General features: G+C 60.2%; 14 protein-coding genes. 4 read left to right on the top strand and 10 right to left on the bottom strand.

The features are described from left to right. Nucleotides 1-473: 473 nt before the first annotated feature. The gene (locus QOM10_RS16740) at nt 474-836 is read right to left on the bottom strand and encodes a DUF6124 family protein (RefSeq protein ID WP_316916556.1); all 363 of its coding nucleotides are present in this window, start codon (nt 834-836) and stop codon (nt 474-476) included. A 492-nt stretch (nt 837-1,328) separates the two neighbouring features. Between QOM10_RS16740 and QOM10_RS16735 the strand changes: the two genes are divergently transcribed. Continuing rightward, on the top strand, nt 1,329-2,336 hold the full coding sequence (locus QOM10_RS16735) for an NAD(P)-dependent oxidoreductase (protein WP_316916555.1): 1,008 nt from the start codon (nt 1,329-1,331) through the stop codon (nt 2,334-2,336). A 99-nt stretch (nt 2,337-2,435) separates the two neighbouring features. On the opposite strand, the gene QOM10_RS16730 is transcribed toward QOM10_RS16735, so the two are convergent. The 4 genes from QOM10_RS16730 to QOM10_RS16715 all read right to left on the bottom strand — a co-directional run bounded on the left by QOM10_RS16730 (nt 2,436) and on the right by QOM10_RS16715 (nt 3,919). Further along, the gene (locus tag QOM10_RS16730; RefSeq protein ID WP_150750993.1) at nt 2,436-2,876 is read right to left on the bottom strand and encodes a hypothetical protein; all 441 of its coding nucleotides are present in this window, start codon (nt 2,874-2,876) and stop codon (nt 2,436-2,438) included. 1 nt (nt 2,877) lies between these two features. Next, nucleotides 2,878-3,165: a hypothetical protein gene (locus QOM10_RS16725; protein ID WP_316916554.1), complete on the bottom strand. Its 288-nt coding sequence runs from the start codon at nt 3,163-3,165 to the stop codon at nt 2,878-2,880. A gap of 110 nt (nt 3,166-3,275) precedes the next feature. After that, nucleotides 3,276-3,668, bottom strand: a complete 393-nt coding sequence (locus QOM10_RS16720) for a GFA family protein (RefSeq protein WP_127928334.1) — start codon at nt 3,666-3,668, stop codon at nt 3,276-3,278. A gap of 2 nt (nt 3,669-3,670) precedes the next feature. After that, nucleotides 3,671-3,919: a DUF6555 family protein gene (locus tag QOM10_RS16715; protein WP_016984867.1), complete on the bottom strand. Its 249-nt coding sequence runs from the start codon at nt 3,917-3,919 to the stop codon at nt 3,671-3,673. Between the two features lie 194 nt (nt 3,920-4,113). Here QOM10_RS16715 and QOM10_RS16710 point away from each other — a divergent pair, with 194 nt between their 5' ends. Next, nucleotides 4,114-4,548, top strand: a complete 435-nt coding sequence (locus tag QOM10_RS16710) for a DNA methylase (protein WP_150774784.1) — start codon at nt 4,114-4,116, stop codon at nt 4,546-4,548. Between the two features lie 46 nt (nt 4,549-4,594). Here QOM10_RS16710 and QOM10_RS16705 read toward each other — a convergent pair whose 3' ends face one another. From QOM10_RS16705 to QOM10_RS16685, 5 genes are all read right to left on the bottom strand, one after another. Beyond that, nucleotides 4,595-5,071: a short chain dehydrogenase gene (locus QOM10_RS16705; protein WP_150750997.1), complete on the bottom strand. Its 477-nt coding sequence runs from the start codon at nt 5,069-5,071 to the stop codon at nt 4,595-4,597. Between the two features lie 159 nt (nt 5,072-5,230). After that, nucleotides 5,231-6,160: an MBL fold metallo-hydrolase gene (locus QOM10_RS16700; protein ID WP_127928328.1), complete on the bottom strand. Its 930-nt coding sequence runs from the start codon at nt 6,158-6,160 to the stop codon at nt 5,231-5,233. Nucleotides 6,161-6,213: 53 nt separating this feature from the next. Next, entirely contained in the window at nt 6,214-7,416 is a 1,203-nt protein-coding gene (locus QOM10_RS16695) for an NAD(P)/FAD-dependent oxidoreductase (protein WP_150750998.1), read from the bottom strand. Nucleotides 7,417-7,710: 294 nt separating this feature from the next. Continuing rightward, complete coding sequence (locus tag QOM10_RS16690; RefSeq protein WP_150774782.1) at nt 7,711-8,082, bottom strand: response regulator transcription factor; 372 nt, start codon at nt 8,080-8,082, stop codon at nt 7,711-7,713. Between the two features lie 130 nt (nt 8,083-8,212). Beyond that, entirely contained in the window at nt 8,213-9,229 is a 1,017-nt protein-coding gene (locus QOM10_RS16685; protein WP_127928322.1) for a GlxA family transcriptional regulator, read from the bottom strand. Between the two features lie 200 nt (nt 9,230-9,429). Here QOM10_RS16685 and QOM10_RS16680 point away from each other — a divergent pair, with 200 nt between their 5' ends. Together QOM10_RS16680 and QOM10_RS16675 are read left to right on the top strand one after the other, a co-directional pair. Next, nucleotides 9,430-10,101, top strand: a complete 672-nt coding sequence (locus QOM10_RS16680; RefSeq protein WP_122660604.1) for a response regulator transcription factor — start codon at nt 9,430-9,432, stop codon at nt 10,099-10,101. Nucleotides 10,102-10,130: 29 nt separating this feature from the next. Continuing rightward, nucleotides 10,131-15,605, top strand: coding sequence for an AAA family ATPase (locus tag QOM10_RS16675; protein WP_316916553.1), 5,475 nt, complete (start codon nt 10,131-10,133; stop codon nt 15,603-15,605). The last annotated feature ends 183 nt before the right edge of the window (nt 15,606-15,788 follow it).

Genomic DNA, 15,788 nt, shown 5'->3' with positions numbered 1-15,788 from the left:
CGTCCGACCAGTCATAGGCAAAGAGTCCACGCTTGGCAAAGGCGACGAAAGCGTTTGCGCCAGACATGGAAGTGACTGAATTTACATCGGACACCTCCGACAATGAAAGGACCCATTCTTCGCAGTCCTCGGTGGAGGGAAGTGCGGAGTCAGGAATCGGACCCCGACCAGCCGTAGTGAACAACGCAATGTGCCCGATGGCGTCAGTAGCGATCCATCCAACATCAAAGCCCTCAACATCAAGGGGAGTAACCATCGGCACCTACTTTAAAAGGCAGCTAGTTGATTTTTAAACTTTCGTTTTCCAGCTCTGAGAATGTAAAGGCGTGTCCGCAAATTGCCAAATAGGGAAGAAAAACGACGGATCTATCATACCTGCTCTAAATGTCCGCTTTTGGCCGAAAGCAGACGCCCAATGCAATCTTGATCCCTTTGTGACAGCAGCCAGACCGCCGCCACAAAGGGATGTCCCCTCAATCCACCGGCACAACTTTATCCAGTGCTTGATTCACCGCCAATTCCCCCAGCATCACCACTTGCGCAATCCCCAGCGCAGTTTTGCGGTGGCCTGGGTCCAAGAGGGCGGCGAAGTTGCAGAGCATTTCGGTGGCTGAGCTTAGGGACTCGCTGGCGTTGACGAGCAGGGACTCGCTGTCGTAGTCGGCGTTGGCTAGAAACATGGGGGCGTGTTTCTGGTCGCTGCCCATGATGCGTTGGGTTGGTGTGAGGTAGTAATCAAGGGCGCGTTCGGCGGCTTCGTGGAATTTCCTGGAATCGGGAGATTCGTACGGGGAGGCCGGATCTGTCTCCGGCGGGTTCGGCGTGATCTTGAACATGTTCTTCTTTTTCCTGTGGTGTGACCGCCGCACCGAGCTACTAAACAAGGGGTGGCAGCTGTACGCAGGTTAGTAGACCGGGGAAAAGAAGAAAGCCGGCGCGCCCGAGGGCGCCCTACGCACAGCCGCCATCAAGTGCAGGTACGTAAATACCTTTTGACGGACGCTTGTGCACTTTCATTTACCACGGGCTACTAAACCCGATCACTGGGAATCAGTGACGCGAACCAAGTTACCGGTGGCCCTTGAGGCGCACAAGCCGGCGGATTCTGGCGTAGTCGTAGGCAACGGCGCAAGAAGTTGTAGCCTTGAGCCGGTAACGCGACGTGTCTTTTAAACAACCACAAAAAACTCCTAAACACGCCTCATCAACACGCCGTTCAAAATGACATTCGTCGGCCCGCCCTCCAGCTCAGGCAATGGCCTGGAACCCTCACGCCCGGGCACGCACCAACACTAAGTTGCATCCCAAAAAGACGAGGAAGGATACCCATGTCAGTTCATCCGATTTTGTTTCTGGGTGGCTCCGGCGCCATCGGCCACCGTTCTGCCGAAGCGTTGCGCGCCGCGCATCCTGACGTACCGTTACTGATCGGCGGCCGCGACCTGGCCAAAGCTCAACAAGCCGCCGAGGAAATGGGCGGGGCGCAGGGGGTGGTCATTGATCCTGCGGCAGATGACCTGGGATTGGGCAATCGCCCGATCAGCGCCGTGGCGGTTTTCTACATGGATCATTCCCTGGCCGGGTTGCGTTTTGCGCAGCAGCGCAAGGTGCCGCATCTGAGCATTTCGTCCGGCATTTTCGAGATTGCGCCGCAAATCGCCAGTTACATCCATCGCCCTGACGCGTCCCCCATCGTGCTGGGTTACGAATGGATGGTGGGCGCGACGACCGTGGCGACGTTGCACCTTGCCGAGGCCTTTGCCCGGGTGCGCGATATTCGTATCGATGCGTTGGTTGACGAGCAGGACGGCGGCGGGCCGACCGTGGCCAAAGATTTTGAACACTTGAGCAAAATGCTGCCCGCCGCCCTGACGCGGTGCGATGGCAATTACGTCTGGCGTGAAGGTGAGGAGCAGAACGTCAGCTTCCGGGCGGTGGACGGCACGTCGATGCAAGCCTCTGGCTTCTCGTCCATCGATGTGACCGGGCTGGCTGCCGCCACCGACGCGCCAAATGTGCAGTTCAATCTGGCCAGCGGGGTGAGTTCTTCGCGACGCGCGGGTCGGCCGATGTCGACCGAGATCCTCATCGAAATGGTCGGCGAGGATCGCAAGGGTCGGGCGTTGCACACACGGCATGCCGTCGTTCACCCGGCAGGTGCCGCAGCGTTGACAGGGCTCAGCGTGGCCATGTTATTGGAACGACTGCTTGGGCTGGATGGCAAACCACCCACTCCGGCAGGTCTGTACTTCCCTTATCAGTTGCTCGATGCCGGTGCGTATCTGGAGCGTTTGAGCAAAGAGGGCGGTGAGCTGCTGGAACTACGAGTGCAGTAACCGTCATGCGCAGCACCGCCGACTTGCCGCTCATTCAGGTCGGCGGTGATGCGCATTCACTCAACTGTTGAAGCGTAAAACCGATCTGGTAAGCGTTAACTACTCAGCGAATTGTTCCGAGAGCAACTTTTTACAGTCCAATTGCAGGTCACCCAGGAATGGGTGGATTTCCGACGACTCCATTAAAGCCATCAGCTCTGTGGCTCGCGTCCTGATGGGCATCCATTCTTCATGCTCAAAGATCAGGCGATCATGGCAATGAAATGCGGCCTCGGTAAGGCTATTGCATCGTTGCCAAATGTCTTCCAGTCGACTCTTCACGTCTTCCGGTAGCCCTCTGCCGCAGATTGAAAGTAGCTTTTCTATCGGAAGAATCATCTCGGACCAGACTTCACAGGCGGGGCAATCCGGGATAGTTGTCTGCTGTATGTCCGAGGGTTGGGCCAGAAAACCAAGCGCTTCGATTACTTCGCACGCGGCAAGAACCTGCTTGTACTCATTCTGGCCGTACCAAGCCCATAGCGTGGAGGAGAACCCCATATCAAACTCCAGAAAAATCCAGCCCCCGAGACCTCACATTTTCTATCGCTTCGAAAAGCTGGCCGTCGAAGTACTCGGAGCCATCTCTTTCGCGCACTTCGATGCGCTCCTTTGCCTCGATCAACAGCTGTTCGGGAGCGATATCCTGATTCAAGAAAGTAGCGACCATAAGATCGCTCAAATGCACTAGCGGTGTATCCCATGACTCCTGGCAGCGTTGCATCAGCCCGGTATGGGCATCCCCGTGCCATGGCCCTAAAAGATTCGAGATTGCCAATTTTGAGGTCATAAACTTCCTGAAGTCTGGCTAACGGGCCAGGCCATTCGCTCTGTTCGGAGGAGATGAAACTCACCCCTCAATCAAATGAGCTTAACCCAGTCACATTAACCACAGGAATCTCACGGCGACTGCCAAGCCCCGCCATTCGCCACCGGCACCTCACCCAGATCGTAAGGATTAACCCCTTCAAGGCAGCCAACATTGAAACCAAACTCCTGCGGATTGGTACTACGTCGGTGATGGGTGTAAATGCCGCAATTCCCGCAGAAAAAATGCTCTGCCACTTGCTGGCCAAAGCTGTACTTCAGCAACGCAGACTTACCGCGGATCACTTTCAGGTCAGCCGCCGGCACTGCGGCAACAATTGCGCCTCGGCGTTTGCAGAACGAGCAGTCGCAGCGGTGGGGCGTGGGCAGGCCTTCGGGCAGGTGGATTTCTAGAATGACGGCGCCGCAATGGCAACTCGCGCGGTGGTCACGGCGGATCAGCGTGTTGCCTATTTGTTTGAGCATGACTAAGCCTCCATCCAGTCCACCGTCGCCGTTTCGCGCCATTTCACCTCGGTGATGCCAAACCGTTCGGCCTGGGGTTTGGAGATGACTTTCAACGGTGGCTTGCCGGGTTTGGGAATCGGCGCGATGCCGGCGTCGCAACTCGCCCAATGCCATGCGTCGGCGTTGCGCATGGTTTTTGCGCGGATGACGAATGACTTTGGCTGGCCGTGAAGTTTGTATTCGATGACGAAGATGTCGACGTTGCTCATGCGTTCCTCCTTACGCTCATACGCAAATGAGTTTTGCCGACGGAAAAAATTCAAAGGATTTTCGGGGTTTGTTTCAGGCTGCTGACAATTGTTTTGCTTTGAACGGTTGGAACCGGCGGCGGCCTAAAGATCAAGCCTTTGCCAAGCAGACAGAACACGAAAAATCCCCTCGATTTCAACCCCGGAGGTACCCGGTGAACAAGACGATCAGCGCCAGGGATTTGAACATTCAGCTCAAGCACAACGATGACGCTGCACTGTTCAAATGGCTGCTTGCCAGTTTCCTGATGGGCAAGCGGATACAGGCCGAAATAGCCGCCGAAGCCTATCGGGTGATTGCCGATAAACACGGGCGCGATACACCGCGCAAACTGGCTGCGTGCAGCCATCGTGAGCTGGTCGCGATGCTCGGGGAGGCGCATTACGTGCGTTACGACGAGACCACCGCCGTGCGGCTGCACGCCTTGGCACGCAAGCTTAACGACGAGTACGCGGGCACGGTCAGCCATATGGTCGAGGTCAGCGCTGATCGCCCGGCGTTTGAGAAGCGACTGGCGGAATTCGACGGCATCGGCCCGAAGACCGTGGAAATCTTCATGCGCGAGGCAAACGCTGTGATCAGCCTTTGATCGTGGGCCGTGACGAAAAGCGCTCACCGCCCAGGTCGTGCAAAGCCTATTTGACTCGACGGCCAGAACGATTGATCGCCAACAGGCACAGCCCGACCAGCAATGCTGCACCTGCAACCAGGAGCGCCGAAGGCTGCATCGGCTGTCGAAAGCCAGTGGCTGTACGTCGCTGAGATATCGCCAGTGGTCGGGTTTCAATGGTCGCTTTGTCAGGCGTCTGGAATGGCGCAACGGCTTCTGCCTGAAACGGTATTTCATCGATGCTCATACGCAGGCCATCTGACAGTTCCAGTGTCCGCGCGGTGATCGTGCCGACGATTCTGTCCGGATAAACCGGGTCGCCATTGGGATCAAGTTGGTCATACAGGAAATGCTGCCCTTCGAGCCAGCCAACGGCCGTCTGCAACTCGGGGCCCAGGTAATACTTGCCGTCGAGGAAAAACCCAGGAAATTGCGGCGCGCGCTCGACGCTTTCAATGCGATAACGCTCACCCGGTTTCATACCGGTTTCAGGGGCAATCATGGTCAATCCCTCCGCTGTAGGTTCAGCGGTAGAGAACAAGGATCGAGCGTCGTTCCATGTAAAAGAGGAAAGGTAGCGGTTGTCCCGGAACGGATCTGTAACAGGCGAAAACAACTTCGCCCGACCAAGGCCGGGCGAAGCGGTGTGGCGCTAGCTCAATCAGTAATCCCAGATCGCCGGAATCCAGCGGAACGCCTCGCCATTGACGGCAACGCGGCCGACCGACGGGAAGGGCAGGTGTGTGGCGACAAACAGTTCGCCACTGGCGGCGGCTTCCTGCAGCAGGCGCACGCGCACGCGCACGGCTTCATTTGGGTCGTGCTCGAAGCCGTTGTGCCAGTCCGGGTGGTCGAAGGCCACCGGGAACAGGGCGTCGCCGGCGAAAGTCAGGCGTTCGGCGCCGGAGGTCACGTAGACCACGCAGTGGCCCGGGGTGTGGCCACCGGTGATTTTGGCGACTACGCCGGGGGCGACTTCGAACGCGTCTTCGAAGATGCGCAGCTTGCTTTGGTACTGCTGGATGAACGCATTGGCGGTCGAGCGCAGCACGTCCGGCACCGGCGCGGGCATGTCGGTGCTGGTGAAGTCCGGCGAGGTCCAGAAGTCGACTTCGGTGGCGGTGACGTGGATGCGCACGTCGTCGCGCAAGCGGTTTTTCACCGTGTCGACGAGCAGTCCGCCGATGTGGTCCATGTGCATGTGGGTGATGACGATATCGGTGACGTCTGCGAGGTCGATGCCGGCCGCCGCGAGGCGTTTGGGAAACTGCCCGGCGCGGGGGAAGCCGGGGAACTGGCCGCCAAGTCCGGCGTCGACAAGGATCACCTGTTCGCCGCTGCGTACCACCAGCACATTGAGTGCCCAGTCGAACGCGTCGGGGCCCAGATACATCTCTTTGAACCACTCAGCGCGGTCGGCGGGATCGGCGTTGGTCGACATGGTCTGGGTCGGCAGCGGCAGAACGCCGTCGCTGATTACCATCACGTCGATGTCACCGAGGCGCAGCGCGTAGCGCGACGGCACCAGCTCTTCGGTCGGGGTTTGCAGGGTGGCGCTGTTGGCGGTGAAGGAATCCAGATGCATGGTCATGGTGTTCTCCTTTTTATCAGGCAAGACATCGGTTCTTGGGCGCTCGGGGCAGATCAGGCCACCGGAATCGCAGGGTCGGCAGCGGCTAGAGCGGCGCTACGCTCGGCGACCGGCGGGTAGATCCATACGCTGTTGATTTGCGTCTTCAGTTCCTTGGCTTCGTCTTTCACCAGTTTCAGCTGGCGATCCCAGCCCTCGGTGTACACCGCGCCCCAGGCGCCCAGGTCGAGGCAGGTCACGTATTTCGGCTGACGGTAGGTGGTCGGTGCCAAGCCGAGCAGATCGGCGACGGCGTTGTTGCCGGCGTGACGGCCGAGGCTGATCGCGTGCTGGCAGGACATCACCGAAAAATTACCGACGTCGTCGGTGGCGGCGCGGGCGACATCACCGGCGGCGAACACGTGTTCAAGGCCTTGCACTTTGAGGTTGCCGTCGACGTGCAGACGACCCTGGCCATCGCGCTCGGCATTGAGCTGTTCAGTCAGCGGGCTGGCGCGGAAACCCACGGTCCAGATCACCGTGTTGCTCTCGATGTGACGGCCGTCGGCGAGGGTGACGCCGTTGGCATCCACGGCGGCAACGCTGGCGTCGACGATCCATTCGATGCCCAGTGCTTTTGATGCTTCGATGATGGATGGGCGGATGCCGTCGCCCATGGTCGCGGCGATGTCTTTGCTGCGGTCGACGATGATCACCCGGACGTCTTGATCGTCACCGAGAATGGCGCGCAGACGGCTCGGCATTTCGGTCGCGGTTTCGATACCGGTGAAACCACCCCCGGCGATGACCACGGTATTGCGGGCCTTGCTGACCGGTTGACTGGCCAGCGAATGGAGGTGGCGTTCCAGGCGCGCCGACGATTCGATCTGGTCGACGTCGAACGCATGCTCTTTCAGCCCCGGCACCGGCGGACGGGCCAGTTGGCTGCCGCTGGCCAGCACCAGTCGATCGTAAGAAAGCTCACCCGGACGACCGCTTTCATCACGATAACCAACGCGACGTGCCTGGCCGTCGATGCTCTCGGCGGTGCCTTTGACGAAACGCACACCGACGGCAGCGAACAGTGCATCCAGCGGCGCGTACATGCTGTGCACATCGGGTTCGTAGAAACGCGGACGGATGCGCAGTTCGGCTTGCGGGGCGAGCAGTGTGATTTCCACATCGTTGCGGTCATGCATATCCAGCAAACGCGCGGCGCTCAACGTGCTCCATAGCCCACCGAACCCTGCACCGATCACCAATAATTGCTGTTTCATAATGTGCTCCCTGACGCTGATGGATGGATAAAACCGGGTCGTTTCGACCTTGGCGTGACGATCACTGGCCGCCGCAAACTGCTTGCCGTACTGCATGGCGCTTAATCGCCCGCTGTCGAAAGCAATGCTATGGCGTGGGAGGCGCGGGCGCAGTTGTCCATCGGTGTGCGTGGATTACGCATGGGTCGAAGGGAGGTATACGAAGGTATCGAACTGCTGGAGCTGCCGAAGGCTGCGATCTGTTGATCTTGCTTTTAAAAGGCAACATCAAAAGATCGCAGCCTTCGGCAGCTCCTACACGGGAGGGGTTCTATTCAGGGCTTGTTTGATATGGCTGAGCAAGTCATCGGCCTGGAAGGGCTTGGGCAGGCAAGCCACCACTCCGGGGACTCGGGTGTTCACGTCATCGGGATGAGCAGTGACGAAAATCACCGGGATGCGCCAGCCTTGCGCCTGCAACGCCTCATTGAGTTGCAGGCCGCTCATGCCGGGCATCTGGATATCGGAAATCAGGCAGTGCGCCTGCTCAGGCCCTGTTGATTCAAGGAAGGTGCGGGCGTCGGGAAAGGTCCGTACCCGATAACCGCTGGCGCGCAACAAGCTTTCCAGCGCACTGCGAATGGCCTCGTCGTCGTCAACCACTGCAATGACAACCGTGTTGTGCATAGGGCTCCCTGACCGGATGGGCAAGCGTGACGACTCCTGTCGTTCTTGCACCATACGCCGTCCGCGCTGGCGCAAAACTATACCTAGGTATAGCGCGTCGAGACCCTTTGATAGTCAGCGCTTCCGGCGATCAGCCTTCACGAGTGAAGCGACTACGGTAATCACGCGGAGAAATCGACAGGTGACGCTGGAAGCAGGCGCGCAGACGCTCTTCATCACCGAAACCGCAGAGGCGCGCGACCTTGTCGATGTTGTGCGCCGAGTTTTCCAGCAGACGCTTGGCCGCTTCGAGGCGGAACAGTTCGATGGCTTTGGATGGCGTGCGGCCGGTGTTCTGTTTGTAGACCCGGGTGAAATTGCGCAGGCTCATTCTGGCCTGCTCGGCGAGACGCTCCACACTCAGTCTGGGATCGCCGAGGTTGTCCATCAGCCACAGGTGCAGCGGCTCGAACAACGGGCTGTCCTGCACCTGCGCTTGCAGCAACGTGCTGTATTGCGCCTGACCACCGGGGCGTTTGAGGTACACCACCAGCTCGCGGGCTACCTGCAAGGCCACTTCGCGGCCGGCATCCGCCTCGACCAGCGCCAGCGCCAGATCGATACCGGCCGTGACCCCCGCCGATGTCCACACCGCCCCTTGCTGGATGAAAATCGCATCGGCATCCACTTCGATCGTCGGGAAGCGTTCGCGCAACGTCTCGCACATGGCCCAGTGCGTTGCGGCGCGACAGCCGTCGAGCAGGCCAGCCTTGGCCAGCAGGAACGCGCCACTGCACACCGAGACCACGCGTTGCGCGCTCGGCGCCTCGCGACGCAGCCAGTCGGTCAGTTGGCCATGCTCGTCTAGGGTCTGGCAGATGTCCGGGGCACCGGGGACGACGAGGGTATCCAGTGCGGCCATGTTCAGATCGCGTAGCGCGCGGGTGTCGACGGCCAAACCTTCGACGGTGTGCACCAACCCGCCTTCAAGGCTGGCGGTGTGCAGTTGATAGCCCGCTTGACTGCGTTCGGACATTGCTTTGCTCGCGGCCCAGAACACCGTTTGTGCACCGCTGAGGTCGAGCAGGCTCATTCGCGGGTAGGCGATGAAAACCACGTCGCGTGATTGCGCGGTTGAAGTGCCGGGCTGCGGGGAAACGCTGGGCATCGAAATCTGCCTGTTCAATCGGCTGAAGTGGGACGGTTGCGGCATGGCCGATATTCAGGGTTTTCTGGCCTGTCGGCAACGTGCGCCGACTGCTAGCCTGCTGCGCGACCGTTTGGCTGGCATCTGGCTGCGTTTGCCATCATGGACTAGATTAATTCACCTGCACATCGCACGCGTTGCGATCTCGCCGAGGACTCACGATGACTCTGTGGTCGCATTCCAGCCCCAGCGCAAGCCCGCCCGTGCTGAGGGAACCGGTGGTTTATGTGGTCGACGACGACGCCTCCATGCGTCAGGCTCTCGACGGTTTGCTGCGTTCGATCGGCCTGCAGGTGCAGACCTTCGAAACCTCCCAGGATTTTCTCGCATCGGCCAAACGCGATGTCCCCGGTTGTCTGGTGCTCGATGTGCGCCTGCGGGGTGAAAGCGGCCTGACCTTTCAGGAGCAGATGGAAAAGACCGGCGTGCGCATTCCCATCGTATTCATGACCGGTCATGGCGATATCGCCATGACCGTCAAGGCGATGAAGGCGGGTGCAGTGGACTTTCTCGCCAAGCCGTTTCGCGATCAGGACATGCTCGACGCCGTGGCCAGCGCGCTGGCCCGGGACAGTGCGCGGTTGCTTGCCGAGCAGTCTGGCGCGGTTATGCGTCTGGCTTACGAGACGCTGACCGTGCGTGAGCGTGAGGTGCTGGGGTTTGTCATCGCAGGGCTGATGAACAAGCAGATCGCCGCGCAACTCAACCTCAGCGAAGTGACGGTGAAAGTCCATCGCGGCCAGGTGATGAAAAAACTGTCAGCCCGCTCAGTGGCGGATCTGGTGCGTATAGCCGAAGCCCTGGGCATCGAGCCCGCGCGCCGCAACGGTTGAGCAGCAACCCATTGACGGTGTCGACACATATGGCCAGCAAAAAGCAGATGTTGTGGGACGACGGCGAACGGGTGTTTGCTCGCGAACGCGACCAGAGGGAGGGCCGTCACAGTGTTCTGGTGATGCGCCCGGCCCTCGCTCAGCCGCTGCCTGCGACCCTTGATCGCCTGGCGCATGAATACAGCCTCAAGGACGATCTCAACGCTGAATGGGCGCTGCAACCGCAAGTCCTTGAACGCGCAGGCGCAACGACATGCCTGGTGTTCGACGACCCCGGCGGTGAGCCGCTGTCGCGCTTGCTGACCGCTCCGCTGGACACCGAGACCGCCCTGCTGCTGGCAATCAATATCGCCGTGGCGCTGGGCCGTCTGCACCAGTGCGGTCTGGTGCACAAAGACCTCAAGCCGCAACACATTCTGGTCAATTGCAGCGACGGCCAGGCACGGCTGACCGGCTTCGGTCTCGCCTCACGTCTGCCCCGTGAACGGCAGGCGCCGGAGCCACCGGAAACCATCGCCGGCACCCTGGCCTACATGGCGCCTGAACAAACCGGGCGGATGAATCGCTCGATCGATTCGCGCAGTGATCTGTATGCCTTTGGCGTGACCCTTTATCAAATGCTCACCGGTTCGCTGCCGTTCAGCGCCAATGACCCGATGGAGTGGGTGCATTGCCATATCGCGCGGTTGCCGATGCCGGCCTGTCAACGGGTGGCCACCGTGCCGGTGATGCTCTCGCGGGTGGTCATGAAGTTGCTCGCCAAGACCGCTGAAGAGCGCTATCAAACCGCTGCCGGTGTCGAGCATGACCTGCGCCGTTGCCTGGACGACTGGCGCCGCGACCGGCACATCGAGACATTCACGCTGAACAAGCAGGGCGCCATCGATCGCCTGCTGATCCCGGAAAAGCTCTACGGTCGCGAGCGCGAAGTGCAAACGCTGATTGATGCGTTCGCCCACATGGTACAAACCCAATCGCCGAAAATGGTGCTGGTCTCCGGTTATTCCGGCATCGGCAAGTCCTCTGTGGTCAACGAGTTGCATAAAGTGCTGGTGCCCTCGCGCGGCTTGTTTGCCTGCGGCAAGTTCGACCAGTACAAGCGCGATATTCCCTATGCGACGCTGGTTCAGGCCTTTCAGGGGCTGGTGCGTACGCTGCTGGGCAAGCGCCGCGAAGTGCTCGTTGAATGGCGCGCGGCGCTGTTGCAGGCACTGTCACCGAACGCGCGTCTGATGACCGAACTGATCCCCGAATTGAAACTGATTATCGGCGAGCCGCCACCGGTGCCGGAACTTGAACCGCAACAAGCTCAGCAGCGGTTCATGCGGGTGCTACAGCGTTTTATCAGCGTCTTCGCCCGACCTGAACACCCGTTAGCGCTGTTCCTCGATGACCTGCAATGGCTGGATGCGGCGACACTGGATCTGCTCGAAGATCTGCTGACCCGCGCGGAGGTTGGCTATCTGCTGCTGGTTGGCGCCTACCGCAATAATGAGGTTGATGCCGACCATCCGCTCAGCGGCAAACTCAAAGCCATTCGCAATGCCGGCGCGCACATCGACGAGATTCGCCTGAACCCGCTCGCCGGTGTGCACATCGAACAACTGATTGCCGAAGCCCTGCGTTGCCCACCCGCGAGCATCGTCACTCTGGCGCGGCTGGTACTGGACAAGACCGGCGGCAATCCGTTTTTCGTTATCCAGTTTCTCCAGGCTCTCGCCGAGGAAGAACTGCTGATTTACGACCATCAGTTCAACCGTTGGCGCTGGGATCTGGAGTTGATCAACGGCAAAGGTTACACCGACAACGTTGTCGATCTGATGGTCGGCAAGCTGGCGCGTTTGCCGTTGGAAACCCGCCAGGCCCTGCAACAACTGGCGTGCCTGGGGAACGTCGCGCGGATCGATACGCTGGCCACTGTCCTCGATCTGTCCACGGCTCGCGTGCACGCGGCGTTGTGGCCGGCGGTGCGCCAGGATCTGGTTGAACGGCTGGACGGCGCCTGTGCGTTTGCACACGACCGTGTGCACGAGGCGGCTTACTCGCTGATTGCCGAAGCCGAGCGCGCGCAGACGCATTTGCGCATCGGCCGGCTGTTGGCGCTGCAAACGCCGGGCGAGGGCCGCGAAGAGGCAATCTTTGAAATCGTCGGCCAGCTCAATCGCGGCGCCAGCCTGATCAGCGCCCGGTCCGAGCGTGAGCAGTTGGCCGAATTCAACCTGCTCGCCGGTCAGCGTGCCAAGGCTTCGACCGCTTACACCTCCGCGCTGACCTATTTGGGCGCGGGCGCGACGGTGCTTGGCGAACAAGGCTATGACAGCCGCCATGAGTTGGCGTTTGCCCTGGAGCTGAACCGCGCCGAGTGCGAATTTCTTACCGGACAATTTGCGCTGGCCGACTCCCGATTGCAGGTTCTGGCCGAGCGCGCGGCAAACACAGTGGAGCGCGCCGCGGTGACGTGTCTGCACATGGATGTCTACCTTTTGCTCGATCGCAGCGACCGCGCGGTTGCCGTCTGCCTGGCCTATCTGCGCCAGGTTGGCATCGACTGGACGGCACATCCGGACGATCAGCAAGTGCGCCGGGAATACCAGCAGATCTGGGTGCAACTGGGCGAACGCAGCATCGAACAACTGATCGACTTGCCGTTGATGGAAGATCCGGCCTCACTGGTGACGCTGGATGCGTTGAGCAAACTGTTCGCTCCGGCGTTGCAGTCAGATGCGAACCTTGCCTGCCTTACCATTTGCAAAGCCGTCAGCCTGAGCCTGCAACAGGGTAATTGCGACGCCTCTTGCGTGCTCTACGCCAACGTTGCCCGTGTCGCCGGGCGGCGCTTCGGCGACTATGCCGCTGGCTACCACTTTGGCCGTTTGGGGTGTGATCTGGTCGACCGCCGCGGCCTGACACGCTACGAGGCGAGCACTTATCTGTGCTTCTCGATCTTCGTGGTGCGCTGGATGCGCCCAGTGCGCGAGTGCCGCGAATTGCTGCGCCGTGCACTTAGCGCCGCGAACCGCATCGGCGATTTGCCCTACGCGGCCTATGCCGGCAACAGCCTGATTTCTGACCTGCTGTTTATTGGCGAGCCGCTGGCGGAGGTGCAGGTTCAGGCCGAGGCGGGGCTGGCCTACGCGCAGAAAATCCGCTTCGGGTTGGTGGTGAGCTTCATGAGTTGCCAACGAGCATTGATCCGCATGCTGCGCGGGCAGACTGTGGAATTTGGCAGTTTCAACGATGAACAATTTGATGAAACGCGCTTCGAGACGAACCTCGCTGCGCCTGATCTGGCGTTGGCCCGTGGCAAATATTGGGTGCGCAAGTTGCAGGCGCGCTATCTGGCCGGGGATTACGCGGCAGCGGCTGAATGCGCGGCCCAGGCCCGGGAATTGATGTGGGTAATTTCTTCGTTTTTCGAGGAGGCCGAATACCACTTCTACGCAGCGCTGACATTGGCTGTTCATGGCGACGCCGATACCGATCCACTGCAACGCTTGGCAGAGCACCACGATCAACTGCAAATCTGGGCACAACAGTGTGCCGAAACCTTCGCCAGTCATGTAGCGCTGGTCGGTGCCGAAATCGCTCGGGTTGCGGGGCAACCGATCGAAGCAGAGTTGCTGTACGAGCAGGCGATTCAATTGGCGGTGGATAGCGGCTTCGTTCACATTGAGGCTTTGGCCAACGAACTGGCGTCGCGTTTCTACGGTGCTCGCGGTCTGGCGAAAATCGCCCGCGTCTACCTGCAAGACGCGCGCTACGGTTACCTGCGTTGGGGGGCCGATGGCAAGGTGCGGCAACTGGAGCGGCGGCACCGTTTTCTGCGCCAGGAAGACGCGCAGCCGAGCGCGACAGCGACCATCATCACCGCCGTTGAGCATCTGGATCTGGCCACAGTGCTCAAGGTGTCCCAGGCCGTGTCTGGCGAAATTGTTCTCGACCGCTTGATTGAAACGGTCATGCGCACCGCCATCGAACAGGCCGGCGCCGAGCAGGGTGTGCTGATTCTCACCGAAGGCGAGACGCCGTATATCGCCGCGCGAACCCGCATTGGCGACAGCAGCACATTACTCTGCAATGAGCCGATCAACGCAACCGCGCTGGCCGAATCGGTGCTCTACCAGACCCTGCGCACCGGCGAAAACCTATGTCTGGACGATGCCGTCGCCGATCCGGCATTCGCCGCTGATCCGTACATGCAACAGCACGGCGTCCGCTCGATCCTGTGCCTGCCATTGATGAATCAAGGTCGGGTCGCTGGGGCGCTGTACCTGGAAAACAATCTGTCGGCCGGCGTGTTCAGCCCGGCGCGCATTGCCGTTTTGCGGCTGGTCGCTTCACAAGCGGCAATCTCGCTGGACAACGCGCGGCTGTATCGCGACGTCGCCGAGCGTGAAGCAAAGATTCGCCGGCTGGTCGACGCCAACATCATCGGCATCATTGTCTGGAGTGTCGAAGGAGAAATCATCGAGGCCAATGACGCTTTCCTGCGCATGGTCGGTTACCAACGCGATGATCTGCTCTCGGGAAACGTGCATTGGCGCGACATGACCCCGCCGGCACGACGCGCCGAAAGCGAAGCGGCGCTGGCGACGGCGATCCGCACCGGGCGCGCCCAGCCGTTCGAGAAGGAATACATCCGCAAGGACGGCAGTCGGCTGCCAGTGATTGTCGGTCTGGCCGCGTTCGAAGCCAGTCAGCAACAGGGCGTGGCATTCGTGCTTGATTTAAGCGAACGCAAACAGGCGGAAGAACAAGTGCGCGAAGGCGAACGCCGGTATCGCGAGGTGCAAGCGGAATTGGCCCACGCCAACCGCGTGGCGACCATGGGCCAACTGGCGGCGTCCATCGCTCACGAAGTCAACCAGCCGATCGCCGCCACCGTGACCAATGCCAACGCCGCGTTGCGCTGGCTCGGCGCACAACCGCCGAACACCGATGAAGTCGAACTGGGGCTCAAGCGCATCATCAACGATGGCAACCGCGCAGCCGACGTGCTCGGTCGCATCCGCGCGCTGATCCGCAAGACACCACCGCAACGGCAAGCGCTGGATCTCAATGCGGTGGTGGATGAGATGGTCGGGTTTACGCGCAGTGAGGCGACTCGATATGGGGTCGTGGTGTCCGTGCAACTGGCCAGCGACTTGCCGGCGGTATTGGCCGACCGGGTTGAGTTGCAACAGGTTCTGCTCAACCTGATCGTCAATGGTTTGGAGGCCATGGCGGTGATGGAGGAGGGCGAGCGTCGGCTGTCTATCACCAGCGATCGTGCCGGTGGAAACGTGCGGATTACCGTCAGCGACTCCGGGCCGGGATTCGCCTGCAATCGGGTGGAGGAGGTCTTCACTGCGTTCTACACCACCAAATCCACCGGGCTGGGGATGGGGCTGTCGATCTGCCGGTCGATCATTGAGGCGCATGGCGGACGCTTGTGGGCGGAGGTGAATGCGCCTTGTGGGGCGCGGGTTGTGTTGGCGTTGCCGATGGGGGAGGGAGAGATGTAGATCTGAAAATCCCATCTGTCTCAAGATCTGATGTTTATGACAGATCAACAGCAGAGAAATAGTTGGGGTTCGATTATCGTCATGCTGGTGCACAGCAGGACTTCAACGGAATAAATTCCTGGAGGAGCAGCTCCGAAGGCGAGACTGTCAGTCTTACTGTCAATGCGTATGCATACTCGCCTT

The sequence above is a fragment of the Pseudomonas sp. P108 genome, assembly GCF_032613195.1.
In the GTDB taxonomy this organism is placed as follows: domain Bacteria; phylum Pseudomonadota; class Gammaproteobacteria; order Pseudomonadales; family Pseudomonadaceae; genus Aquipseudomonas.
This window is presented reverse-complemented; position numbering and strand designations above follow the sequence as displayed.